Genomic DNA, 24464 nt, shown 5'->3' with positions numbered 1-24464 from the left:
TGCTCTGCAACTGAGCTGCAATCACACTTATATTTATTTAATCAATATATAATAGAAGAAACTAAGTTAATTTAAGATTTTATTTGCCTAATGATTATTACTGTCCCCTTTTTTAATCTCTTTAATTTTAAATAAGAAAAAGCTGCATAGAACTTTGCAGCTTTTTTATGCACTACTATATTTCGGTCCCATAAAGCGATACATTTAAACTTTCCCATTAAATGAAACATTATACTTTGCAGATAACTTCTCTTTAATCAGCGGCAATAATAAACGTCCTGTATTAGTTGCTTCTTCAAGATGCGGATATCCTGATAAAATAAATGTAGAAATGCCTGCTTCAATATATTCTGAGAATCGCTCTGTTATTTGTTCAGGCGTACCTACAAAAAGCAGACTTCCTCCATCACGCACTAAAGATAAGCCTGACCAAAGATTTGGTGCAACCATATAATCTTTTTCTCTTGAAGACGATCGCAATTGATTTTGCCTTTTTTGGCCGACCGCTTCAAATGTTGAAAACTTTTCATCTGCTTTCTCTATAGTGGCCTGATCAACTTTGCTGATTATCTCCCATGCCGCATTCCAAGCTTCTTCTTCTGTTTCTCTTACTAAAACATGCGCACGTAATCCGTAGCGTAAAGAACGTTTAATTCCCTTATTTTTTTCTAATTCAGCTCTATATCCTTCTACCTCCTTAATTTGTTCCTTAATCCAGTCTACAGGTTCTGCCCACATAAGATAAACATCCGCTGTTTCAACTGCTACTCTTTTTCCAATTGCTGAACTTCCGCCGAAATAGATAGGCGGATGCGGCATTTGAACTGCCGCAGGATAACTTATAGTGCCTTCTAAACTATAATATTTACCATTAAAATCCAGTTTATCTTCGTCTGCATTTTTGGGTTTTCCTATTGAAAACTCTGAATAGCCAGGTCCCTTCGATTTCTCCCAAAGAGTTCTTACAATGTTTAAAAACTCACTGGTTCTTTCGTACCTTTCATCATGGGAATCAAAAAGCGGATCACCTGTTTCTTTTAAATCTTGAGCAGAATGTCCAGTCACTATATTAAACATCGCTCTGCCATTTGAAGCTACATCTAAAGAAGCCCCCATTCTTGCAGCTGCCACTGGAGCTATTAGACCTGGCCGCATAGCAACTAGCGGTCGAAGCGATTTTGTATGGGAAGCTATCACTGTTCCTATAATCCATGAATCTACGCATGCTCTTCCCGTTGGAATCAAAGCAAAACTAAAACCAGCATTTTCAGCAGCTTGGGCTACCTTAATTAAATACTCCATCGTTGGTTCGCGTTCTGGTTCCACGCCTACATATCTGCCATCGCCGCGTACAGGGATAAACCAGCCGAATTCAACATCTTTTATATTCTCATTCATGCCATCTTCACTCTCCTATATTTTTCATCCTGTTTTATTATTGAATCCCAATTTTCTCTAGATAGCTTGCATCTACTAAATCATTTACGTCGACATCTTTTCTAATCACTTTATTTTCTCTTAAAGCTTTAGATGTCTCCCCTATAGAATCAATGGCTTCCTCTTTTAAACGGATATCATAATTGATTCTTGACATGGATTTTTCTACAATTTTCTTATCAGTTCCATATAATTTAGATATATCTTCAATCGCTTTATCAGGATGCTCTTGACTCCATTTTTCTGCTTTATCAAGAACTTTTAGTACTCTTTCTACAATCTCTGGATGATTTTTCGCAAAAGACTCAGAAACTACATAAAGACTATAACTATTCAAAAGGCCGGTGGCATCTAAAACCTGATGCCCAATGCCTTGCTCCTCCATCGTAGAAATCCAAGGTTCATAGGTTACAGTTGCATCAATATTTTTTTGTTCAATTGCCGTTTTTATATCTGGCGGCTGCAGATTTATTTGTTGTATGTCTTTTGGAGATAAACCATTTTCCTCCAAATATGCATTAAGCAACCTGTGTCCTACAGAACCTACTGTAACCCCCACTTTTTTTCCTTTTAAATCTTTAATAGAATTTATTTTCGAACCCTCTGGAACAACTAATCCAATGCTTTTGGAACCAGAGGAATAAACGCCCACTGCTTTAATTTTAATATTATTAGCTTTTGCTTGAATTGCCGGTTGATCGCCTACTTGCCCAAAATCTAATCGTTCTCCCGCAAAAGCCTCAATAAGTGGAGGTCCAGATAGAAATTTATCATATTCAATAGCAATTCCATCTTTTTTAAATTCCTCTTCAAAAAAACCTTCTTCTTTGGCAACAGCAAGCATCGAAGGAACTGTAGTATGGCCAAATCGTATAGTCGTTACTTTTTCTCCTTGTTTTTTTTCAATTGTATTTTCTTTATTGGTGCTGTCTGCTTGGCCGCATCCTGCAACCACCATTAATAGCAATACAGCAATTCCCATTAGAATGATCTGCGCCTTTTTCATCGTGAATTCCCCCCATAGATTACAAATAACTAGATAGTATATACAAATGGTTCTTCCTCTTTAACAAAAAATTCATTGTATATAGCATTGCGGATATGTACAAAGTCATAACTATTTCGATCTCTCGGACGTGGCAGATCAATTGGAACAATTCTTTTTATCGTCCCAGGTCTGCTGGACATAACAATCACTCTATCCGCCAAATAGATTGCTTCATCAATATCATGGGTAACAAGTATCATGGTTGTTTTTTCCTTTTTCCAAATCCGCAGAACCTCCTCCTGCATATGTATCTTAGTCATTGCATCAAGTGCGCCAAATGGTTCATCTAATAACAGCACTTTAGGTTTATTTATCAATGCTCGTGCAATGCTTGCTCTTTGCTGCATTCCTCCAGATAATTGATGGGGATAAGCTTTAGAAAACTCATTAAGACCAACCAATTTTATATGATCTTCAACTAAACGTTTTTTCTCCTTTGCAGAAACCCTGTCTTGAACTCCAAAAGCAATATTTTTTTCCACCGTCAGCCAAGGGTAAAGCCGCGATTCTTGAAACACCATGCCTCTATCTATCCCTGGCCCCGCAACGGCTTCTCCTTTTACTAATACTTCTCCACCGTATTCCTTCTCTAGTCCTGCAATAATTCTAAGCAAAGTACTCTTTCCGCAGCCACTGGCTCCTACAATACAAATAAATTCTCCCGTTTTTATTTTCAAATTAATATTATTGAGAACTTTAACGTTTCCGGTATCGATTAGGAATTCTTTATTAAGCCCTTCTATTTTTAAAAGCTCCTTATCATGGACTCCATCAAGCATTTTTTTCGCCTCTTTCACTTATTTAAAATAATTAACATTCCATTTGATAAAATGTGCCTGAATCTTTTTCAGTACAATATCCAAAAGCAAACCAACTAACCCAATGCATAAAACACCGGCAAGCATTACATCCGTCTGTGAAAGTTCACGGGCATATGACATCATATATCCAATGCCCGCTGAAGCCGCAATCAACTCTGCCCCCACTACACTTCTCCATGCTAAATCCATTCCTACACGCAATCCTGTAAAGATGGATGGAAGAGCAGAAGGAAGGATTACTCGCAAAAGGAAAGTTCTCTTATTTTTTTCAAGAATTTTTGCTACCTCCAGATATTTTTTATCCGTATTCTTAATTCCGTCTATCACATTAATTAGAACCGGCCAAAAACTTCCTATAGCAATAACAGTTATTTTAGAAGACTCATCAATTCCCATCCATAAGATAAGGACAGGCACCCAAGCCATAATAGGAATAGGGCGCAAAATCCCCGTAATAAGGGATGTAGCTTGTTCTACCCCTTTATTTAAGCCAATTAAAATTCCAAAAGCCACTCCTAAAAAACTGCCTATGGCAAATCCTTGAATAATGCGCCAAAAACTAATGCCAACATGAATAAAAATTTCACCCGACAGCAATAAATCTAAAAATGTTGCTCCAATAACGGAAGGAGCTGGTAAAACAGTTGAGCTAATAACTCCTCGATCACTTAGAAATTCCCACATCATGATTAACAATAAAGGAAAACCAAATTTTATTATAAGATTTGTATAAGAAACCTTACTCGCTCGGCGAAATAGGGATATTTGTTTAGTCTTATGTATATAATTGCTGTTTTTAATACTTGGTGTAGCTATTTTAATCTTCTCCCCTCTTTAATAAAACGAATATTCCGATAACACATTTTAAACGACTGCCACAGGCAAAAAACCTGATAAATTAGCATTTCTAAACAAAAAGAGACCTCTAAAAATAAATTTACATTTAAAAGTAAATTATTTTCAGGGTCTCTGGTTGTCCAGTTGACTCTATTAAAATATAAAATTAACAAGTTTGTTAACTGTTTAATGTAATTATCTGATAACAATATTATATCCATTATTCTTAGGTGTCAACTAGGAATTTAACATCTAAGCATTTTTGCAGTTCTTTTAGAAATAATTTCTTGAGGTGTCTACTTTCTCCCTGCGTCAAGAAATTATTTCTCTCTTTTCATTCGATCTGCCTATTACGATACGAATCTCCCTTACTTATATATCTTTTCCTTTTTTCTATCTCTAATCTATTCCCTAAACTATAAGTTAATTGAATGCTTACTAAAACAGCTTACTCGTTTTAGCTGGGAAAAACTCATCTTGTCTTACGATTTTCCGCCAAAAGTAAAAAAACAGTAAAAATATCAAAAAGATCCCAATTAAAGCATTATTAGATGGATATAGAGGGTTTCTAAATCAAATAAGAGTTTTAATTCTTCTTAAACCTACTTGAATTATAGGAATAATAAGTTTATAATCCTCTTATTAATTGCAATTAATCTAGCATATTCTTTTTTAGTCACAGCTTTTTATATTTGTGAATTGGACAACCATAAGCAATACAGTGACATAAAACTTTATTAAAAAATAAAGTAATTATCATCATAAAAAGAAAGTTTGACCATTAATAAATAAAACTTTCTCCGTAAAATTCCAAATATTAAAAAGAAAGGGAATAAAATATATGCAAAATAAAATATCCTTTGATTTTTTTCAACGTATAGGAAAATCCATGATGGGAGTAGTATTGATTTTGCCGCTTGTGTCAATCTTTATGGGAATTGGCGGAATCATCATTAATCCCAATATTCAAAAACTACTGCCGTTTCTTGCTTCTGATGGATTTCAAACGGGAGGGATACTTCTGCAAAAGTCAGGACAAGCCGTTTTCGCTAATTTAGCTGTACTTTTTGCAGTTGTGATTGCTGCCAGCTGGACAAATAAAGTAATGGCTGGTTTTTCAAGTTTAATTGCATTTTTAGTAATGCATACAGTAATTGGGGCTCTCATTGAAATTAACAAGCCAAATTTAAATGAAAAAATGCTAGGAACTGAGTTGGGGATCCCTACGCTTCAGTTAGGTGTATTCGGCGGTATCTTTATCGGTTTTCTGACAGCATATCTATATAATAAGTTTTATAAAACAAGATTTCCTGATTCATTAGCTTTGTTTGGAGGAGAACGCTTTGTGCCAATTGTTTCTTCCATTGGAGCGGTAATATTCGCTTGCGTTTTTTATTTCATTTGGCCTTCTATTCAAACTGTTATTGGATCAGTAGGAGAATACATAGCTACTCACGCAAATCCGTTTACAGTCGGATTATATGGTGGAGTAGTAAGATTATTGGTTCCCTTCGGCCTTCATCATATTTATAATGCTCCTCTTTTATTCACCGATATTGGCGGAGTATATACAACACTTGATGGAGCCAAAATCGTTGGCGACCAAAATATTTATATTGCCCAAGTAATAGATGCTTTAAAAGATCCATCTGTAAATATAACTGGGGGTCAATATATAGGCGGTAAATTTATTCCCGTTATGTTTGGTTTGCCTGGAGCTGCACTCGCTATGTACCACTGTGCTAAAACAAATAAAAAGCAAGTTACAAAATCACTGTTGTTGGCTGCTGCCCTAACTGCATTTTTAACAGGCATTACAGAACCTATTGAATATACCTTTTTATTTGTTGCTCCGTTATTATATATAGTTCATACGCTGTTGGCAGCATCAGCCTACGCTCTTGCAAGTGCGCTGGACATTCATTCGGGATTTGCAGGAGGTTCAGGAATAATCGATTTCACCTTATTTAATGCTCTTCCAAATATAAATAATGACTGGATCTTTATTCTTTTATTAGGCATTATATACTTTTTCGTTTATTATTTTATATTTAAGTTTTTAATCAAAAGAAATAACTATAAAACACCAGGACGAGAATCAGATGAGGAAGAAACCCGCCTATACTCAAGCAAAGATATGGCAAATAAAAAAGGAACCAAGTCTTCTGCATTACCAATTGAGATTTTAATAGCGCTTGGCGGAAAAAATAATATTACAAATCTTGATGCATGCATTACCAGACTCCGTGTTGGTGTAAAGGACATTTCACTGGTCGATGATAACCGTTTAAAACAATTGGGAGCTTCTGGAGTGTTAAAAGTTGGAGACGGCGTTCAAGTCATCTTCGGGGCTAAGTCATCGGTTATAAAAGCAGAAATTGAAGAAGCAATGTAAGCTATACTTCCATTTATAATCGCTGGCTTATCGAAAAGCAATCATCCATTCGAAAAATTTCCAATATTCGTTATACAGTACTGAAATGTCTAAAAAGCTAGTGTAAATTTTCTATACACACATATCTATCAACTAACAAAATATATAGCAGGATCTAAGAATTATTCCTCTTAAATCCTGCTATTATCATTATTTGTCTAAAATGGAGGAATACATTATGAATAAACCAAATATCATCTTTATGATTTCCCATGATACAGGAAGATACCTCGGATGTTATGGACATCAAGTAGAGACTCCTGAAATTGATAAATTAGCAGAAAAAGGGATTCGGTTTGATCAATACTATTGCCCAGCACCCCAATGCAGTCCAAGCAGAGGCAGCATTTTAACTGGACTTTATCCGCATAATAATGGGCTTATCGGTCTTGCCCACCTTGGATTTGCAATAAAAGATGAAATAACCACACTTCCCCAAGCAATGCAAAAAGCAGGCTATGAAACTGCTTTAATTGGATTAAGCCACGAAACTATTGGAACTCCTCCACCTATTGAAGATCGCGTTTTTAGCTCTACTTATAAACTTGGCTACGATAGATTTGAAGAGGTAAAAGGAGATAGAAGTCCTTATGTAGCTAAAAAAGCCATTGAATTCTTAAATGAAAAGTCCAGCAATTCCTCCCATCAGCCCTTTTATTTAAATATTGGATTTTTCGAAACACATCGGGATTTTGACGAGTATGAGCCGTATGCAGATAATGTAGAAGATGTAGAAGCATTTGCCTATTTGCCAGATACACCCAATGTTAGAAAAGACATATCTTTATTAAATGGTTCTGCTAAGGTGCTGGATAAAGCTATCGGAGAAATTATGGAATGCATTCATAATAGTGAATTAAGCAAAAATACAATTGTCATTTTTACTACGGATCATGGATTAGCTTTTCCTCGTGCAAAGGGAACATTTAAAGATGCTGGATTAGAAACAGCACTTCTCATTTCTGGCCCTGAAATTAATGGGTCTCAAATAAATCAAAACTTGCTTTGCAATATTGATCTCATGCCTACCTTATTAGAATTGGCAGGTGCTCCTATCCCGAAGGAACTAGATGGAAGAAGTTTTGCAGCTTTAATCAAGGGTGAGAAAAAAGAAATACGAGATGAGTTTTTCTGTGAATTGACTTGGCATGATCGCTATCATCCAATGCGTGGAATTCGTACAAATCAATATAAATATGTAAAGAATTTTGCAGACGGGCCTAATATTTATATGCCTTTTGATGCTCATAAAAGCCTTTCAGGGCAAGAAGTTCGCAAAGAATATTATGTTCCAAATGTACCGGAAGAATTATATGACTTAGAAAAGGACCCTCTTGAAAAAAACAATATCATTAATGAAGCATCCTATTCTTTAATTGCAGAAGAATTGCGCAAAAAGGTTGAAAATTGGATGATTCAAACAAAGGATCCTCTCTTAAAAGGACCTGTTTTAGGAGTTGGTTCGAAAAGATGGGAAGAGGAATTGCGAAATAATAATGCTTATCCTGGAAAAGAACATTTTTTAAAATAAAAAGATGCTTAAAAAGGGAAATCAGGTGCAAAATAGACTCTTTAAACGTATTTTTATATAGTATTTTTTTACTTCATCAAAAAATGCCATACAAATTTCTATGTATCTAAAGAAGCATTTCAGCACCTGCCTAATCCTTTTTATTTTATTTTGATAGTCGCCACTTGCTATAGTAATATATTTAACAGGCTTTTCCCCACCTTAAGGTTATAATATAAGAGCAAACCAAAAATCTAAGTGGAGATAAAAAACCCTTCCATTAATTAAAGTTGCACTTTATCGCTCTGCTAAATATCTGCTGCACATCGAAAACCGATATTTCCTGTTGAACTATCTGGTGTATTCGAACTTCTGGCTGCTACTCTGTAACGATTGCAATAAGAATGATGGCAAAGATAAGAGCCTCCTTTCATAACTTTGGCACTGCCCCTAGATGGACCTTTTGGATTTTGCCATAAATCATTTTTATGAAATAATGCTGTAAACCAGTCAGAGCACCACTCCCATACATTTCCTACTGTATTATATAATCCATATGAATTTGGAGGAAACGAATTTGCTGGTGCAGTTCCCATATAACCATCTAGGGCAAGATTATTCAAAGGAAATTCCCCTTGCCAAATGTTGCATCTATATTCGCCGTTTGGCGTTAAACTATCTCCCCAGGGATATAACCTTTGTTCCAAACCTCCTCTTGCAGCATATTCCCATTCTGCCTCTGTCGGCAATCTCTTGCCCGCCCACTGGCAGTATGCAGTAGCATCATTCCAAGAAATATGAACTACAGGATGATCCATACGTTTATCAATAGAAGAATCCATGCCCTCAGGCTGTTTCCAATATGCCCCCTCTACCAACAACCACCACGGTGTCTGCTGCACAGATCCTTTTACTTCTTTTGTATCATTAGATGATAAAAAACTATAGAAAACAAAAGAATTGCCAAACGCTTCTGCTTCGGTCTTATATCCTGTTTCTTTCACAAATTTTGCAAATTGAGCATTGGTTACCGCAGTGGCATCTATATAAAATGGATCTATCACTACCTTTCGGATTGGACCTTCTCCATCTGCTGGATGCCCTTCCTTTGAATTTGTCCCCATCAAAAATTCTCCACCCGATAAATAAATCATTTCTTTTTTGCTGCATGGCTTTAATGTATTAATTACTGGTTGATTAGCAGCCTTTTTTTCATTAGAATTCTGCCTATTTATACTGCAGCAAGCAGACTTAACTGGTTTAGACATTCTATTTCCTCTACTTTCTAGTTTTATAGTTTGTTTTTCTCTTATTTGGCTGGCAAACTTTCCATCTAATAACTTATTGATATCAGTATTTTGGGCTAATCTATATTATGCAATAGACTAAATTCAAACTGCCTACACTTCATGCTGACTAAAAAATGCGCTAAACCTAATAAGCCTCTAATTATAACAATAAACAAATAGCCTCAACTTTAAAAAGAAGAGGACAAATAAAAGTATTTAACTTTCTATCTTAAAACTAGCACTTTTTTAGTCTGACACTCAGATAATAATCCGCCATTTTCCATCATCAAAATTTTTTAATAGATAAAATCAAGCTCTTTTCTTTTTCCAGCGCAGTGATCCCATATCACTGTGAGGATGATTTTTTGCGATAGCCATTCTGAATTGAAATTCTAATTCTTTTACAGACATCTCATAAAGATGCTTATCCTCTTTTTTATATACTTTTAAAGCAATAAGTCTATTTATTAATTTTTCTTTCCTAGCCTGCTCATCTATACGTAAAAGATTTCCCATTACTATCACTCCTCATTATTCAATTTATTTCGTCAAAGAACGCGGGATAATCGCTTCCGTTCTCTAGACATCCCTAAATTATTTGCTTGTCTTTAAATAAATGCAAAAATTATTTCGCCTGTTTTATTGTTGTATTCAGTATATAACAAATTATTCCGATAAGTCAACTTAGAATTAAACAACTTTAGGACATATATGCAAACTATATTTGGCATGATAACCATTCTTTTCTTTAAACAATCCCTCGAACGTTGTCTTTATCACACAGCAACGGGCTTTTTCCCCCTACCTATGGGATGATAACAGAACACAAGAAATCCAGGTGGATAGAAGCTTGCTTGTAATAGCCTGATTGGTTCAACTAATAAACAGCGGGGGACGTGCCCCCACTGTTTGCGTTTTCACTTTATTTACCAACCTCGATTTTATTAAACTTCTATATACTGATGAGTTTTTCGAATGATTTATTCCTTATTAATAAGGAATAAATCAGATTTAGTAGCATCGGGAAAGAACTAACTAACCATCGCTTTCCCTTTTCACCTAATTATGCTTAATTTCCTTTGGAGCAAGTTCAGTGGCAGATTTTAAAGCGGCAACCATGCTTCTTTCATCTGCAATTCCTTTTCCAGCAATATCAAAAGCAGTTCCATGATCAACTGAAGTGCGGATCATTCCACCATTTAATCCTACTGTAATGTTGACGCCTTCTTCTAAACCTAAAACCTTTATAGGAACATGCCCTTGGTCATGATAACAAGCAACAACTATATCAAAATCTCCTCTTACCGCACGGAAAAATACAGTATCTGCAGGGTGTGGTCCTGTTACATTTATGCCTTCATCTGCCGCTTTTTCAATAGCAGGCAGTAATTTTTCTTCTTCTTCTCCCATTCCAAATAAACCGCTTTCACCAGCATGGGGATTTATCCCGCATACTGCTATTCGTGGATTAAGATAACCAGCATTGCTTAATGTCATATGAGCCAATTCTATTACCTTATATGTTCTTTCAGGATCTATTAAATCGATAGCTTTTCTAAGACCAACATGTGTAGTTAAATGTATTACTTTAAGTTTTGGAGAAGACAGCATCATCGAATAATCTTTAGTTTCTGTCAGTTCTGCCAAAATCTCCGTATGACCTGGATATTTATATCCCCCTTTACGCAAGGCCTCTTTATTTAATGGAGCAGTGCAAATCGCATCAATTTCTTTTTCTTTCGCTAAATGAACCGCTTTTTCCAAAAATTTAAAAGCTGCTGCACCAGCTTTTGCAGAAACTTTGCCAAATTCAACTTCTGAATCTAATAAATCTAAATCAATAATGTCAATAACACCATGTTGAAAAGCCGCTTCTTTAACAGAAATAATTTTATTCAATACAAAAGATATCCCTATTATTTTCATTGCTCTATCTAAAATAAAAGAATCACCAATTACTATCGGTCTACACATTTTATATGTTTCAGATTTTGATAAGGCCTTAAGAATGATTTCTGGCCCTACACCAGCTGCATCACCCATTGTAATTCCTATAACTGGTTTCATTTTAATCTTCTCCTTAAATTTTTTGCCTCTATCATAAATAAAGGCCCTTAATTCTTTAGCTCATTTTTTGATTTTTTTCCCATTGAATTTATTTAAAGCATTAATCATCGTATATTCATTTCCGAAGTTTCCTGCTTTTGTTACCGCTATGATGTTGCTGTCATCTAATTTTCCAATAGGAATCCCAGCTTCCACTTCATCTAATAAATGAAAATATTTAATGCCAAGCTGTTCTAATACTTGCTGTGCTGTATCTCCTCCTGTCAGGAAAAGACGTTTCACCTTACATTCTTTAATGATATGGAACGCTATTTCACCGATTGTTTTAGAAATAAGATTGCTGATTTCCACTGCAGATAGCCCTTTTGATTTCCCTATTTTTTGTGTCTCTTCAACTAAATCAGAGGAAAATAAAACTGCACTTTGCTGATTTCCAAAAGCTTCTATTGCTCGTTTTTTTAACAATCTAATCTCTTCTTTTGTTTTCGTTTCCTCTGAAAAGAAGGTAACAGAATTAAATTCAATTCCCACTACAGACCGATCATTTAGTAAATAACGTAATTGTTTACGCCCAATCTTGCTGACACTTCCAACTACGAATAGTGCTGGAAGTACATGATTAGACAGTAAAAAACGATTATTTTCTTCTATTTGCAAACCAAACATCTTTGGAATATGGGATATTAATCCGGACGAACCGCACCAAACAATTTTATTCTTTAATGAGATTAAAGATTCTAATAAAAGAACAAAATCTTGTTCCTCTACTGAATCAACCGTAATATACTTAATTCCTTTTTGTTTATAATAACGAAAAGTTTCACAAATAGCATTCGGTCCACTAAGCAGTACATCTCTATTTATGTGTCCTGTTTTTCTATTTGACTGTTTCTCTATTAACAAAGTAATATCCGATTCTTCCACAGGAGTTTTAGGATCTTTTGCTACTTCCGTTTCATGAAGCAATATTCCATTCAAATAGTGCTTACCCTCTGAAATTTTCCTGTCATTTTGAGGATATCCTGGTGCAATAATGATAAAATCAGGCAGTAAAGCATCAGATAGAGCATTAATTTCTATGCCAATATTCCCTCGCATTGTGCTGTCGATCTTTTTATAAATGACATCAAAATTCCCACCTGCTAGCAAGGATGAAAGTTGATATACTCTTTTATAAGCCTCTTCTTTGGATAAGGATCGACTATCTGTATTAAAAATGACTGTTTTTTTCTCATTTGAAATTTTTTCATTATTTGTAACAGAAACAGCAACTTTTAATCCATATTTAATCAGCTGGGCTCCACAATCACTTGCACCTGTTAAATCATCTGAAATCACTGCTAATCTCATCGTCTCAACACCTTTTTTAACTTAGTGGCTTGCGATATATTGTTTCCATTTCACATACAGCTTCCCAACACTTCGAATCACTTATTTACACTGACGCTGTTAACAGTCTTTTCCCTTGATTAACTGCGAAAAAGCATAGGAGATTAACCTCTTATAGACAAAACACTTGCCAACTTCTCAAAATAACTTGCTATAAATGGAATCGATCTTTTATCATTTTGGCTACTGCCTCAGGGTGAATTTTTGTATTGTTGATTTTTATATAATTCTTTCTTTTTATTTCTCCTTTTATTGAATTTAATCTGTATGCCTCCATGGAACTTTTCAATTCTCGCTCAGACTGCTTAATATCTCTTTTTGTAGGTTTATGTTCAAGTCTATGAGGCATTTTATTGCGGATTAGCCTTTCTTCAAAATCCGCTTCAAGTTCCACAAAGTAAATATCTCCGCCTTTTTCCTCAAAAATACGGCATATAGTCTCAACAAAACCCCAGTCTTCTTGCTGATCAAATGCCCATACATAAGTGAAAATCAGGCCAGACAAATCACTTTCAGCCACCGCTTTAAATATCTCTAAACGAAATAAATCTACCAATCTCCATGTTTCCTTGCTGAATCCGAATAAGGGATGCACTAATTCAATTGTCATATGATTATGAAAAAGCTTTAACTTTGTTATTTTTTCCAGTTCCTGTCCAACCGTCATTTTCCCAACCGCTTGCGGCCCAAATATTAGAACAAATTGCATAAATTCACCTCATTGATTGCCTGTTTCTATACGATCTTTACTGTAATTTTCTCGATGCAGTCTTTTTCTTGCTTTACCAACTAAACAGTTCATTTAATAACACAATAAAAAAGATAACTAATATAAATGCAGGAATAGAAAGAAAAACCTTATTCCGTAAACGAATAGCATCCAACTTTTCATACAATTTGTCTGCAGTAATAAAAATCAGCACCGCCCAAAGCAGACTAATGCAGATTGCCGCAAAATCAACCCACGTAAACGGCTTGCTGATGTACAAATCCAGCACACTATTAAAACAAAAAACAGGCTAAATAATATAAATTGATAAAGTGAAACTTCAATCAATGGGGGTTTTACTGCCCGTTAATGCGGGATAAGTAAAAAACTTGCTGGAATTTTTCATGATAAATCGCTGCACCGCTCTCTTGACCAAAATTTTTAAAATATTATCATAAAAAAGATGAATTTTTTACAATATGCATCTTGCCGTCTTTTATATTGGACCTTTTTCCGGTTCCATCAATAACAAGATCCGCCTTTTCCATTGGCTTTTGAGCCTTTATATAAACCTCTTCTGCCGGCATCCATAAATCTTCCCATAAGCCCCGCTTCTTCTCGCCGTCCCTCTCAATCCCACGGGACAATCTTATATCTCTTGGCGTATCTATCCAAATGGTGAAATGGTAGTAGTTCCTTAAATCTTCTATTAGTGAATAGCATCCTTCTATTAAAACAATTCCTCCTGCTGAAACATTATGCCATTCTAAAAGCTTGTCTGTTTCCCAATCATATCGCTGATAACGAGTCGATTTATTATGGCTTAATGGCAGTAAAATCTGCTCCTTTACACGACTACAATCCCAATTGCCGCCAATTTCTTCCTTTGCTGATTCTCGTTGTTTCGAAGTTTTATAAAAATCATCCATATGGATCACAGTAACCACACTTCGATCAACCGCTTTGAGACTTTCTGCCAATGTGCTTTTTCCCGCTCCGCCGCCTCCATCGATGCCGATTAACAGCGTTAGATTGCTTTCTTTATTTTTTATCAAGCGTTTATAAAGTTCCCGTACAGATATATTCAAATTGCCATCCTCCCTTTTCTAATAAAAATTCCATCATTTAAGTTTCTATTCCTTCTTTTTTATTTGATTATCCCTTATTTTTTTTAACTATAATCCTTCGTTTAAATAACACTCTTTAGGCAAAAAGAATAAGATGAAAATAAATATGCAATTTCAATTTATCCTTGAGGAGGACAAATCATGGAAACCTCAAATAAACATTCAAAAGAAGAAAATCACGCTCCTGCTCTTACACAAAAAGAACAAATTTTCCAAAACGAAGGCCGCTCTTTCCCTGGAAAAACATATACAGAAGTAGTGCTTGAACCTGCTTATGACGAAGCAAAAATGCATTTATTAGACCCAATGATGGCCATTAATAAAGCACATCTTATTATGCTGAAAGAGCAGCAATTGATCAGCGAAACAGATGCCAAAAAAATTGCAGAGGCAATCAACAGCATAGACCTGCAGACCATCAGAACCTCTTGCTATTCAGGCCAAGTCGAGGATTTGTTTTTTCATATAGAATCCGAACTGTTAAAGGAAGCAGGCGATATTGCGGGAAATCTTCATATAGCAAGAAGCCGCAATGATATGTGCATTACCATGTTTCGGCTTGCATTAAGGGAAAAAATGCAGACTGCTTTAGCTTCTGTTTTATTTTTAAAAGAACAATTGCTTCAGTTTTCCAAAGACCATGTGGATACACTTATGATTGGCTATACCCATACACAGCAAGCTCAGCCGACAACTTTAGCCCATTATATAATGGCAGCAGCGGATTCTTTAAACCGGGATATAGAGCGATTTAAACTGGCATACAAACATTGCAATGCCAGTCCAATGGGAGCAGCTGCTTTTACTACCACAGGATTTAACATTGACCGAGAGAAAATGCAGGATTTGCTTGGATTTGATAGTGTTGTGGAAAATTCCTATGATGCGATTGCCGGAGCAGATTATATAGCAGAAACAATGACATCAACACAAATTATTGCTATTAATCTTGGTAGATTCGTGCAAGATTTGCTGCTATGGAGTACCCAAGAATATGATGTGCTTCGTGTTGCCGATCCTTATGTGCAAATCAGTTCGATTATGCCGCAAAAACGCAATCCTGTTTCCTTAGAACATATTCGATCACTATTATCCAGCTGTGCCGGCAATGCCAAAACCGTGCTGACTATGCTTCACAACACCCCTTTTGGCGACATTGTAGATACAGAAGATGATATGCAGCCATATGCTTGGAGAAGTTTGAGTTTGCTCGATAAATTATGCAGACTTTTAGGCTGCATCATTGCTACAGCTGACATTAACAAAGATGCTTTGCGAAAAAGAGCTGCAGCAAGTTTTGCCACCATTACCGAACTCGCCGATACCATCGTGCGCACAGATCAGCTGTCATTCCGTACAGCCCACCTAATCGCAAGCTCGATCGTAAAAGATGCGCTTTTCCATAATATTTCTCCCCAAGAAATAACCTTAAAGCTAGTAAATAAAAATGCCATTTCCATTATCGGCAAAGAATTGACATTAGATGAAACAACATTGCGACAATCCTTAGATCCTGTTTATTTCGTAAATATCCGTACATTACCAGGAGGCCCTAATCCCAATGAAGTAAAAAGAATGATTGGTATAAGGCTGAAGCAGCAAAAGGGGCAGGCGGAGTGGCTAACGGAGATTAGAGAAAAATCAGAAGATGCTTTATATGCCTTAGATGAGTTGCTTGCGAAAATGTTATAAGGATAAATATTCAAGGGGAGGAAACAACAGCTTTTGGCAAATTAGAGGATTTACTTGAAACGTGGACAACTAAAAAAATACTGGAGAGATCAGATGATAGGGAGCTTTCATAAAAAGACAGCTCCCTTTTTTATTCTATTTATATAATACCTAGGTGACATATGGAACTATTTTGGTTATTTTTTTTGAATAAGAGAACTAGATTCATTGTTTTGATTGACCGGTACATTATTCCCAACGGTAACCCGTCTGACAACTCGATGCTCATCATAGTCTGCAATGGCATAATGCTGGGTAGCTAAATTATCCCAGATAGCTACATCGCCTTCACTCCATTGCCAACGAACCGTATTTTCTAACCGGGTAACATGAGCATCAAAAATACTTAATAATCGCTCTGATTCACTTGCCGTATATCCTTCTAGTCTTCCAGCAAATCCTCCTAAAAGCAGATGTTTTTTTCCTGTTTCTGCATGGACATGAACAACTGGATGTCTGGTTTTAAAGATGGTTGATTCAAATACAGCCCGGTTCTTTTTGCTTGCTTCATCACTGCCATCCGTTCTTTTAAATTGCGCATAGTCAAATTCGTTTGTATGGATAGCCCATGATTCATCTGCCAATTTTTTTAATCCGGCAGGAAGGTTTTCATATGCTGCATTTGTGTTGGCCCACACAGTATCACCTCCAACTTTAGGAATGGTTACCCCTCTTAAAATGGAATATTTCGGAACCGCTGGAACAAAGGTTACATCTGTATGCCAATTATTCGCTTTTGCCCCTTGTTTGGAATCTAATTCAAAAATATAGTTTGTATTCTCTTTTACCGGCACGGTCGGATGTGCATAGGCTTCCCCGAAAAGATTGGCAAATGCTTCTTGTTCGGCATCATCTAAATGATTTTGTCCTTTAAAAAAGATTACTTTATACTGATTAAGCGCCTTTTTAATTTCACTGAAGACACCTGGATCTAAATCAGCCGATAATTGCACTCCTTGAATTTCTGCACCAATTCTTCCTGCGACAGGCACCACTGTCAATTGATTGATTTGTTTTGTTGACATATTTAATCTCCTCCTAAAATATGAATTAGTTTTAATAGAAATCAATGAATCCTTTAAAATGCTATTTATGTAGTAAGGACATCACCTCCCAAATAGACCAGCAGAGAATCATTCATTTTGCAAGGCTGTTTTCGCAAACTTTGTTGCTTTTTACGAAGTATGGAGCAATGATTTCCGTTTCAGGATGCTCGCTTTCCGCGGGACGGGCGTGGAGCCTCCTCGGCGTAAAGCTGGGGTCTCCACTGTCCCGCTAATCTAAGCAGGAGTCTCGCATATCCACTCCAATCAGCTAGCCTTGTTTATTCACTTCTCGCATTTACAAAACTTATTGAAAAACAATAATCTTTTAGAACATAGCCTTTTGCAAAAAGCAGAAGAGATTTCAGAAAGCAGAATATATACCTTCTGCTTTCTGAAATCTCTAGTTGTCTAGTGGATTCCTAGCTATCTATTTATTTAAATCATTTCCTTTATTTTGTCCGCCACACTATTAGCAGGTCTTTTTAACCCTAAATTTTCTCTTAGCGTATTTCCAGTATACTCTGTACGAAATAGCCCTCTTTTTTGAAGCTCAGGAATTATTAGATCAACAAAATCCTCCAACCCACCTGGCAAAAACGGGGGCATAATATTAAAGCCATCTGCTGCACCATTTTCAAACCATTCCTGCATTTGATCAGCAATCTGCTCCGGCGTCCCTTTTATCTCTCTGTGACCGCGGGCACCAGCAATTCGCTGATATAGTTGGCGAATTGTCAATCCTTCTCGGTCAGCAAGATCCTTCAGCAGCTTGAAACGACTTTTTCCTCCATTCACTTGATCTAAATCAGGAAGATCCGGCAATGGTCCATCTAGAGGATAACCTGATAAATCGACGCTTATCATGCCAGAAAGAAGAGCAACACCTGATTCTTCTGGTATAAGTTCTTCTAAAAGCTGTTTATTTTTGTCTGCTTCCCCTTCTGTTCTCCCAATAACCGGGAAAATTCCTGGCATAATTTTCAGCTCCTCAGGAGAACGTCCATATTTCTTCATTCTCCCTTTGACATCAGCATAAAATTCCTGCGCTTCTTCAAGAGTCTGCCATGCAGTAAAAATTACTTCAGCAGTGCGTGCCGCAAGCTCCTTCCCATCTTCTGAAGAGCCTGCTTGGATCACAACAGGATGTCCTTGTACCGGCCGAGAAATATTTAGCGGCCCTTCCACAGAAAACCATTCTCCTTTATGGTTAACGGAATGTATTTTAGCAGAATCTGCAAACACCGCCGCTTCTTTATCAAGAACGAGTGCATCATCTTCCCAGCTGTCCCAAAGCTTCGTTACAATATCCACAAATTCTTCGGCCCGTTCATACCGTTTATGATGCTGCAAATGATGTTCCTGGCTAAAGTTTTTTGCTTCTCCTTCCGTATTGGATGTAACCACATTCCATGCAGCTCTCCCTCCGCTTAAATGATCCAAAGATGCAAATTTGCGGGCAACATTAAATGGCTCATTATAGGTAGTAGACACCGTTGCGGCAAGCCCAATAGAACGAGTCACCGCAGAAAGGGCCGATAAAAGGGTAAATGGTTCAAAAAGCGTGTGCACACTTTGACTTAGCGCCGTTTTGTCTTTTGCTCTTACTGCATAGCCATCAGCTAGAAAAATCATATCAAACTTCCCTCGCTCTGCTGTTTGCGCAAGCCTTTTGATAAAATCAAAGTTCATTATATTATGAGCTTCTGCCTTTGGATGCCGCCATGCTGCCACGTGATGCCCTGGTATCATAAAAAATGCGCCTAATTTCATTTCATTATCATTTTTTGTCATGTTTTTATCCTTCTTTCCTATTATTTTTCATTAGGATTCGTCTTCCAGCTGGAAAATCTTCGTTCTAATGAAACTAAAAGATAGTTTAAAAGAAATCCAACTAGAGATATGGTCAGAATGCCTGCATACATTTGCGGAATTTGAAAATTCATTTGTGCGTAATTAATTAAATAGCCTAGACCCTCTTTTGCACCAACCATTTCAGCTGCAATTAAAACAAGAATAGAAGAAGTACCAGCCATACGTATTCCGGTAAAAATAGTCGGAATTGATGCAGGAATAATAACTTTATAAAATAGTTTATAGGAAGCAAGCCCCATTGATTTAGCTGAACGAATAAGCAAAGGATCTACATTTCGAACAGCGTTAATAGTATTTAAAAGAATGGGAAAGATACAAGCAAATAACACAATGGAAACTTTAGATACTTCTCCAATTCCTAATAATAAAATAAAAACCGGCAGCAGCGCCAAAGCAGCTGTATTCCGAAATAGTTCCAGCACAGGATTTAACAGTTCATTTGCTAAAGGATACCACCCAATGATAAGACCTAACGGAATAGCAATTATAATGGCTAAGCCAAACCCGATTAATGATCGAAGAATGCTTGCTTGAAAGTGGGCAACTAATTCTCCAGAGAATAATAATCCCCAAAAGCCTTCTGCTACTTTGGAAAAAGGAGGAAAAAAAGTGCTGTCCACCAATCCAATGCGAGGAGCTGTTTCCCAAAGCAAAAGAAGGAAGACAATGACTGCTGTTTGTTTAGCCAATTTTCCTATCCAATAAAAAGAAAATCTGATTCCATTTGATGCCCGTATAGGATATCCTAAAGATTTATCAACACTTGCCAATTGTTTCACCCCTTATAAAATGCGTTTTTTAAGCTGATTGCCCTGTTTTTTGATCATTTTGCGATTTTTTCACTTCTTCTCGAAGAAGTTCCCAAATTTGATGGCGGGCATTCGCAAATTCGACTGTAGAGCGCAGATCTTCTTCCGTGCTGCTTTTTTGCAGTGGATTTTGGATGATATGTTTAATGGTCCCAGGCCGAGAAGTCATAACAGCTACCCGCTGTCCCAAATACACTGCCTCATCAATGCCATGTGTAATAAAAATGATGGTCTTTTTTGTCTGTTCCCAAATTTGCAAAAGCTCTGTCTGCAGTGTTTCTCTTGTCTGGGCATCCAATGCAGCAAATGGTTCATCCATTAAAAGGACATCTGGATCAAAAGCTAAACTTCGGGCAATCGCAACACGCTGTTTCATCCCCCCTGAAAGTTCATGGGGATAACGATCTTCGAATCCAGATAAACCCACAAGGGACAAAAAATGTCTGGCAATCTCTGTTCGTTCCTTTTTGGGAATCCCTTTTGACTCTAATCCAAATTCAATATTCCCTTTTGCTGTTTTCCATGGAAACAGCGCATATTGCTGAAACACAATGCCCCGATCTAAACCAGGCCCTTCTATTGCCTTCCCATCCAATAAAATTTGTCCAGAAGTTGGTGTTGTCAAACCTCCCAACAAATCAAGCAATGTAGATTTTCCGCAGCCCGACGGTCCTACTAATGATAGAAACTCCCCACTTTCTACTGAAAAATGCACATTTTGAATAGCGGTAAATTCTTTTGACTCTCCCTTTTTTCGATCAGAGCTTCTCACTTTAAAAACTTTTGTTACATGATTAAACTGAATTTTGTCTGCCATTCTAAAAACAGCTCCTTATTTATTTTCAATTTCTTGTTTATATGGATTAAATTCATTCGTATATAAATCATGCAATTTTACTTGCCCGTTTTTAAACTCCCCATCTTTTTCAAGCCAGTCGACCCATACTTTGAATTCTGATTCTTTTATATATCCGCCTTTTTCTGCTATCCCTGGACTTTTCCAATATTTAATCGTTTCTGCATCTTCCTTGCGCCCTCTCTTTTCAATAATAGATTCAAATTTTGCAATTACTTCTTCTTTGGGTGTTGTTCTTGTCCATTCAATCGCTTTGGCAGTCGCTTCCACAAACTTTTTCACTGTATTTGGATTGTCTTTAATAAATCTCTCTGTAAATACAAGGCTGCCTGCTGTAAAGGAGCCAAACAAATCATAATCGCTAAACAGCTTTCTAATTCCTCCATTATCCAATGCCCTGTCTCGAAGCATTCCGCCTAAAACAGCTACATCAATTTGCTTTTGCCTTAGCGCTTGTTCTGTATTTACCGGAGGCACAACCACTAAAGTAACTTGCTTTATTTCATCATCTGTCAGCCCATTTTGCTTCAAGTATTCCTTTAAAATAAATTCCGAATGTGCTCCCATTGTGTTCATGCCGACTTTTTTGCCAATCAAATCTTTTGCCGTTTTTATCGAACTATCCCCCAACACATAATATCCAGAATATGTATCTTCATCGCTGCCATAATAACCAATAACCGATTTAATCGGCGCACCGCTGGCAATCAATTTGGCAATTGCCCCATTAAAGGCACCGCCAAAATCTGTTTCGCCAGTTGCTGCATTTTGAATGGATGCTGGACCGCTGATCGTATTCCCAATCCATTCTAATTTAATCGGATTAAGATATCCTAAATCTTCCGCTAATTCCGGATAAGTGACAGTACCAACAGAGCCTTCATACTTCAGTTTTAATGTTTCATATTCTCCTTCTGCCTCTCCAGCTGTTTTCTTCTCTTCACAGCCAGTTAACGCAATAGCTGATAATATAGCTGCCAATAAAAATTTTGTTCTTCGCCTATTTCTTTTGCCTATCAAAGTCTCTTCCTCCTTTTTTCTCCAATAAAAAAACCTTTACATTCAATCAACACATGATTGCTGTAAAGGCCTCTAGCGGACTAGTCGGCTAATCATCCACCTAAACAAAAAACCGGAGACATCTCTTCATAAAAAGAAAGGTCTCCGGTTGTCCGGTCAATAATTTATAATTCCTATTGGAATAGTGCGAAAATGATTAATATCAATTTATCAGAAATATTTTATATGGTCAAGCGTTAATTCAGGAAATTTTAAATATTTTATATAATTTAGAAAAAAACCTTTCAAACTCATTATTTTGTTTATCTGTTTCTTTCTATCTAATTTCCTAAATGATTGTACCGTTTGGATCTCCATCCTATAATTACCATTTATAGGATAGAGATAGTAAAATATAATTCTCTGTAGACTTTTTTAACAATATGTACACACATTTTTCAATTTGATGATATAATAAAAAAAATTTAAGTCGTCAGACCTCTTATTCATTTAAAAAACATCGCTGACAAGAAGATAGATAAATCAATAATTCACTTTTAGGAGGGGTTGTATGAAAACAGCTTATATCAATGCTGCTTTTTTTACAATGGATCAAAAAAATCAACTTTTCGACAATGGTTTAATGATAGTAGAAAATGAAATAATTACATATATAGGGAGCTTTCAAAATAAATTGGCAGAAGAAGCAGAAAATATCGTGGACTTAAAAGGAAAATGGGTCATGCCAGGCCTTGTAAATGCTCATTCCCATATTGTGATGACTCTTCTTCGGGGAATTGGAGATGATATGCTTTTAAAACCATGGCTTGAAACGAGAATTTGGCCATTGGAAGCTCAATTCACAACCGAAATAGCGCAAGTAAGCACCGAACTTGGCATTTTAGAAATGTTAAAATCAGGAACAACCTCTTTCTCTGATATGTTTAATCCAAAAGGCATTGATGCAGATGCAATTATGGAAAAAATCGGAGAAACTGGTGTTCGCGGAGCATTTTCTTATACGATTTTCAGCTTAGGAACGGCAAAAGAACAGCAGGCACATCTATTAAAAGCAGAACAATTTGCAAAAAAATATAAAACAAGCGCCCATGGCCGTCTCACAACAATGGTTGCTCCCCATAGCCCCTATGCATGTACAACAGAAGCACTTGTAGAAAGTGTCAGAATTGCAAAAGAAAATGAGCTGATGATCCATATGCATGTTTCAGAAACCGATTATGAGATAGAAGATATTCAAAAAAGATATGGCCGCCGTCCTGTTGAATATCTCCGCCGTTTAGGAATATTTGATTCTCCAACAGTTATGGCCCATGGTGTTGTTTTAAATGAGGAAGAAAGAGAAATATTAAAAGCTTATGATGTTCGCGTTGCCCATAATCCAATCAGCAATTTAAAGCTTGGTTCTGGTGTAGCCGATATTGTTCGACTGCTTGACCATGGAATAAAAGTAGGCATTGCCACAGATGGAGTCGCATCCAATAATAACTTTGACATGTTTGAAGAAATGAGAACTGCTGCCTTGCTGCAAAAAGGCATGTATAAGGATGCAACAAAACTTCCCGCCAAAACAACTTTATCTTTAGCAACAAGAGTTGGTGCAGACGCAATCGGCATGAAAAATGTCGGATCATTGGAACAAGGGAAACAAGCAGATTTTATAACGATCTATCCCCATGACAAAGAACATCTGCAGCCCCTAAGCGAAGCCGCGTCCCACCTCCTTTATGCCGCAAATGGACGCGATGTATGTGATGTGTATATAAATGGGCAACTAATTGTCAAAGACCGCAGCTGTTTGACAATTGATGAGGAAAAAGTAATTTATGAAACAAATCGCCTGCAAGCAGAATTAAAAAGATAAAAATAAAAGAATCAGCAGAAGAAAAATGCTGATTCTTTTATTTATGCTGTCATTTAGTGAAAAAACGGCCAATACTTCTTAAAAAATTTGCTAAATTAAGATGCTTTGCTTCGCTTTTTATTATTTCCACTCCGCTTTTTTAATGATTTAGTTCATTTTTTCGCCGCTTTGCTTCATTTTTTTGAAATAGCTATTTTTCTGCAAAAACCCCTGCTGCACAAATAAAAAAAGCTGAAGCACCCATGGATTCAGAAGATACTCTGCTAAATCCATTAATACTTCAACCTATTACATTTATATATTATTTTAGACAAAAAATGGCTCCGCAGGTAGGACTCGAACCTACGACCGTTCGGTTAACAGCCGAATGCTCTACCACTGAGCTACTGCGGAACAATAAATATCTTGGAGCGGGTGATGAGAATCGAACTCACGACATCAGCTTGGAAGGCTGAGGTTTTACCATTAAACTACACCCGCAAATAAATGGTGGAGGGGGACGGATTCGAACCGCCGAACCCGAAGGAGCGGATTTACAGTCCGCCGCGTTTAGCCACTTCGCTACCCCTCCGAAATATTAAAAAGTTTTATACTTTTTTTA

20 protein-coding genes and 3 tRNA genes are annotated in these 24464 nt (G+C 36.6%); 4 read left to right on the top strand and 19 right to left on the bottom strand.

Features of this window, described 5'->3' with window-relative positions; translation table 11 throughout:
* Window positions 1-204: 204 nt before the first annotated feature.
* Genes NCCP28_RS20400 through NCCP28_RS20385 form a run of 4 tightly spaced genes read right to left on the bottom strand, consistent with a single transcriptional unit; the run spans window position 205 to window position 3993 of the window.
* Window positions 205-1398, bottom strand: a complete 1194-nt coding sequence (locus NCCP28_RS20400; protein WP_248563061.1) for an LLM class flavin-dependent oxidoreductase — start codon at window positions 1396-1398, stop codon at window positions 205-207.
* A 37-nt stretch (window positions 1399-1435) separates the two neighbouring features.
* Window positions 1436-2443 carry an ABC transporter substrate-binding protein gene (locus NCCP28_RS20395; RefSeq protein WP_248563060.1) on the bottom strand — a complete coding sequence of 336 codons (1008 nt, stop codon included), beginning with the start codon at window positions 2441-2443 and terminating at the stop codon, window positions 1436-1438.
* A 29-nt stretch (window positions 2444-2472) separates the two neighbouring features.
* A complete protein-coding gene (locus tag NCCP28_RS20390) occupies window positions 2473-3264 on the bottom strand; it encodes an ABC transporter ATP-binding protein (protein WP_248563059.1) in 792 nt (263 codons plus the stop codon).
* A gap of 18 nt (window positions 3265-3282) precedes the next feature.
* Entirely contained in the window at window positions 3283-3993 is a 711-nt protein-coding gene (locus NCCP28_RS20385) for an ABC transporter permease (protein WP_248563109.1), read from the bottom strand.
* Between the two features lie 991 nt (window positions 3994-4984).
* Between NCCP28_RS20385 and NCCP28_RS20380 the strand changes: the two genes are divergently transcribed.
* Together NCCP28_RS20380 and NCCP28_RS20375 are read left to right on the top strand one after the other, a co-directional pair.
* Entirely contained in the window at window positions 4985-6538 is a 1554-nt protein-coding gene (locus NCCP28_RS20380) for a PTS transporter subunit EIIC (RefSeq protein WP_248563058.1), read from the top strand.
* A gap of 217 nt (window positions 6539-6755) precedes the next feature.
* A complete protein-coding gene (locus NCCP28_RS20375; RefSeq protein WP_248563057.1) occupies window positions 6756-8108 on the top strand; it encodes a sulfatase family protein in 1353 nt (450 codons plus the stop codon).
* Between the two features lie 287 nt (window positions 8109-8395).
* Here the strand turns inward: NCCP28_RS20375 and NCCP28_RS20370 are convergent, their stop codons facing one another.
* The 7 genes from NCCP28_RS20370 to NCCP28_RS20340 all read right to left on the bottom strand — a co-directional run bounded on the left by NCCP28_RS20370 (window position 8396) and on the right by NCCP28_RS20340 (window position 14629).
* Entirely contained in the window at window positions 8396-9355 is a 960-nt protein-coding gene (locus NCCP28_RS20370) for a formylglycine-generating enzyme family protein (RefSeq protein ID WP_248563056.1), read from the bottom strand.
* Window positions 9356-9685: 330 nt separating this feature from the next.
* Entirely contained in the window at window positions 9686-9892 is a 207-nt protein-coding gene (locus NCCP28_RS20365) for a Fur-regulated basic protein FbpA (RefSeq protein ID WP_248563055.1), read from the bottom strand.
* A 543-nt stretch (window positions 9893-10435) separates the two neighbouring features.
* Complete coding sequence (gene pdxA / locus NCCP28_RS20360; RefSeq protein WP_248563054.1) at window positions 10436-11443, bottom strand: 4-hydroxythreonine-4-phosphate dehydrogenase PdxA; 1008 nt, start codon at window positions 11441-11443, stop codon at window positions 10436-10438.
* Window positions 11444-11503: 60 nt separating this feature from the next.
* Entirely contained in the window at window positions 11504-12793 is a 1290-nt protein-coding gene (locus NCCP28_RS20355) for a four-carbon acid sugar kinase family protein (protein ID WP_248563053.1), read from the bottom strand.
* A 190-nt stretch (window positions 12794-12983) separates the two neighbouring features.
* Window positions 12984-13541 (bottom strand): AAA family ATPase, encoded by a 558-nt coding sequence (locus NCCP28_RS20350; RefSeq protein WP_248563052.1) that lies wholly within the window; start codon window positions 13539-13541, stop codon window positions 12984-12986.
* Between the two features lie 73 nt (window positions 13542-13614).
* Window positions 13615-13821, bottom strand: coding sequence for a hypothetical protein (locus NCCP28_RS20345; RefSeq protein WP_248563051.1), 207 nt, complete (start codon window positions 13819-13821; stop codon window positions 13615-13617).
* A gap of 172 nt (window positions 13822-13993) precedes the next feature.
* A complete protein-coding gene (locus NCCP28_RS20340) occupies window positions 13994-14629 on the bottom strand; it encodes a uridine kinase family protein (RefSeq protein ID WP_248563050.1) in 636 nt (211 codons plus the stop codon).
* Between the two features lie 180 nt (window positions 14630-14809).
* On the opposite strand from NCCP28_RS20340, the gene argH reads away from it, so the two are divergent.
* Window positions 14810-16360 (top strand): argininosuccinate lyase, encoded by a 1551-nt coding sequence (gene argH / locus NCCP28_RS20335; protein WP_248563049.1) that lies wholly within the window; start codon window positions 14810-14812, stop codon window positions 16358-16360.
* A gap of 176 nt (window positions 16361-16536) precedes the next feature.
* On the opposite strand, the gene NCCP28_RS20330 is transcribed toward argH, so the two are convergent.
* From NCCP28_RS20330 to NCCP28_RS20310, 5 genes are all read right to left on the bottom strand, one after another.
* Window positions 16537-17424, bottom strand: coding sequence for a TauD/TfdA dioxygenase family protein (locus tag NCCP28_RS20330; RefSeq protein ID WP_248563048.1), 888 nt, complete (start codon window positions 17422-17424; stop codon window positions 16537-16539).
* Between the two features lie 456 nt (window positions 17425-17880).
* On the bottom strand, window positions 17881-19236 hold the full coding sequence (locus tag NCCP28_RS20325) for an LLM class flavin-dependent oxidoreductase (RefSeq protein WP_248563047.1): 1356 nt from the start codon (window positions 19234-19236) through the stop codon (window positions 17881-17883).
* A 20-nt stretch (window positions 19237-19256) separates the two neighbouring features.
* Window positions 19257-20087, bottom strand: coding sequence for an ABC transporter permease (locus NCCP28_RS20320; protein ID WP_248563046.1), 831 nt, complete (start codon window positions 20085-20087; stop codon window positions 19257-19259).
* A 28-nt stretch (window positions 20088-20115) separates the two neighbouring features.
* The gene (locus NCCP28_RS20315; RefSeq protein WP_248563045.1) at window positions 20116-20943 is read right to left on the bottom strand and encodes an ABC transporter ATP-binding protein; all 828 of its coding nucleotides are present in this window, start codon (window positions 20941-20943) and stop codon (window positions 20116-20118) included.
* Window positions 20944-20958: 15 nt separating this feature from the next.
* Entirely contained in the window at window positions 20959-21999 is a 1041-nt protein-coding gene (locus NCCP28_RS20310) for an ABC transporter substrate-binding protein (RefSeq protein WP_375709437.1), read from the bottom strand.
* 553 nt (window positions 22000-22552) lie between these two features.
* On the opposite strand from NCCP28_RS20310, the gene NCCP28_RS20305 reads away from it, so the two are divergent.
* The gene (locus NCCP28_RS20305) at window positions 22553-23863 is read left to right on the top strand and encodes an amidohydrolase family protein (RefSeq protein ID WP_248563043.1); all 1311 of its coding nucleotides are present in this window, start codon (window positions 22553-22555) and stop codon (window positions 23861-23863) included.
* Between the two features lie 318 nt (window positions 23864-24181).
* Here the strand turns inward: NCCP28_RS20305 and NCCP28_RS20300 are convergent.
* The 3 genes from NCCP28_RS20300 to NCCP28_RS20290 all read right to left on the bottom strand — a co-directional run bounded on the left by NCCP28_RS20300 (window position 24182) and on the right by NCCP28_RS20290 (window position 24434).
* A tRNA-Asn gene (locus NCCP28_RS20300) sits at window positions 24182-24256 on the bottom strand.
* 13 nt (window positions 24257-24269) lie between these two features.
* A tRNA-Gly gene (locus NCCP28_RS20295) sits at window positions 24270-24343 on the bottom strand.
* Window positions 24344-24350: 7 nt separating this feature from the next.
* A tRNA-Tyr gene (locus NCCP28_RS20290) sits at window positions 24351-24434 on the bottom strand.
* Window positions 24435-24464 lie beyond the last annotated feature (30 nt).

The sequence above is a fragment of the Niallia sp. NCCP-28 genome, from assembly GCF_023168165.1.
In the GTDB taxonomy this organism is placed as follows: domain Bacteria; phylum Bacillota; class Bacilli; order Bacillales; family Cytobacillaceae; genus Niallia.
This window is presented reverse-complemented; position numbering and strand designations above follow the sequence as displayed.

Excerpts from the sequence above, each read along its gene's own strand:
- NCCP28_RS20400 (WP_248563061.1), bottom strand. The coding sequence starts at position 1,398 with ATGAATGAGAATATAAAAGATGTTGAATTCGGCTGGTTTATCCCTGTA.
- NCCP28_RS20395 (WP_248563060.1), bottom strand. The coding sequence starts at position 2,443 with ATGAAAAAGGCGCAGATCATTCTAATGGGAATTGCTGTATTGCTATTA.
- NCCP28_RS20390 (WP_248563059.1), bottom strand. The coding sequence starts at position 3,264 with ATGCTTGATGGAGTCCATGATAAGGAGCTTTTAAAAATAGAAGGGCTT.
- NCCP28_RS20385 (WP_248563109.1), bottom strand. The coding sequence starts at position 3,993 with ATGATGTGGGAATTTCTAAGTGATCGAGGAGTTATTAGCTCAACTGTT.
- NCCP28_RS20380 (WP_248563058.1), top strand. The coding sequence starts at position 4,985 with ATGCAAAATAAAATATCCTTTGATTTTTTTCAACGTATAGGAAAATCC.
- NCCP28_RS20375 (WP_248563057.1), top strand. The coding sequence starts at position 6,756 with ATGAATAAACCAAATATCATCTTTATGATTTCCCATGATACAGGAAGA.
- NCCP28_RS20370 (WP_248563056.1), bottom strand. The coding sequence starts at position 9,355 with ATGTCTAAACCAGTTAAGTCTGCTTGCTGCAGTATAAATAGGCAGAAT.
- NCCP28_RS20365 (WP_248563055.1), bottom strand. The coding sequence starts at position 9,892 with ATGGGAAATCTTTTACGTATAGATGAGCAGGCTAGGAAAGAAAAATTA.
- pdxA (WP_248563054.1), bottom strand. The coding sequence starts at position 11,443 with ATGAAACCAGTTATAGGAATTACAATGGGTGATGCAGCTGGTGTAGGG.
- NCCP28_RS20355 (WP_248563053.1), bottom strand. The coding sequence starts at position 12,793 with ATGAGATTAGCAGTGATTTCAGATGATTTAACAGGTGCAAGTGATTGT.
- NCCP28_RS20350 (WP_248563052.1), bottom strand. The coding sequence starts at position 13,541 with ATGCAATTTGTTCTAATATTTGGGCCGCAAGCGGTTGGGAAAATGACG.
- argH (WP_248563049.1), top strand. The coding sequence starts at position 14,810 with ATGGAAACCTCAAATAAACATTCAAAAGAAGAAAATCACGCTCCTGCT.
- NCCP28_RS20330 (WP_248563048.1), bottom strand. The coding sequence starts at position 17,424 with ATGTCAACAAAACAAATCAATCAATTGACAGTGGTGCCTGTCGCAGGA.
- NCCP28_RS20325 (WP_248563047.1), bottom strand. The coding sequence starts at position 19,236 with ATGACAAAAAATGATAATGAAATGAAATTAGGCGCATTTTTTATGATA.
- NCCP28_RS20315 (WP_248563045.1), bottom strand. The coding sequence starts at position 20,943 with ATGGCAGACAAAATTCAGTTTAATCATGTAACAAAAGTTTTTAAAGTG.
- NCCP28_RS20305 (WP_248563043.1), top strand. The coding sequence starts at position 22,553 with ATGAAAACAGCTTATATCAATGCTGCTTTTTTTACAATGGATCAAAAA.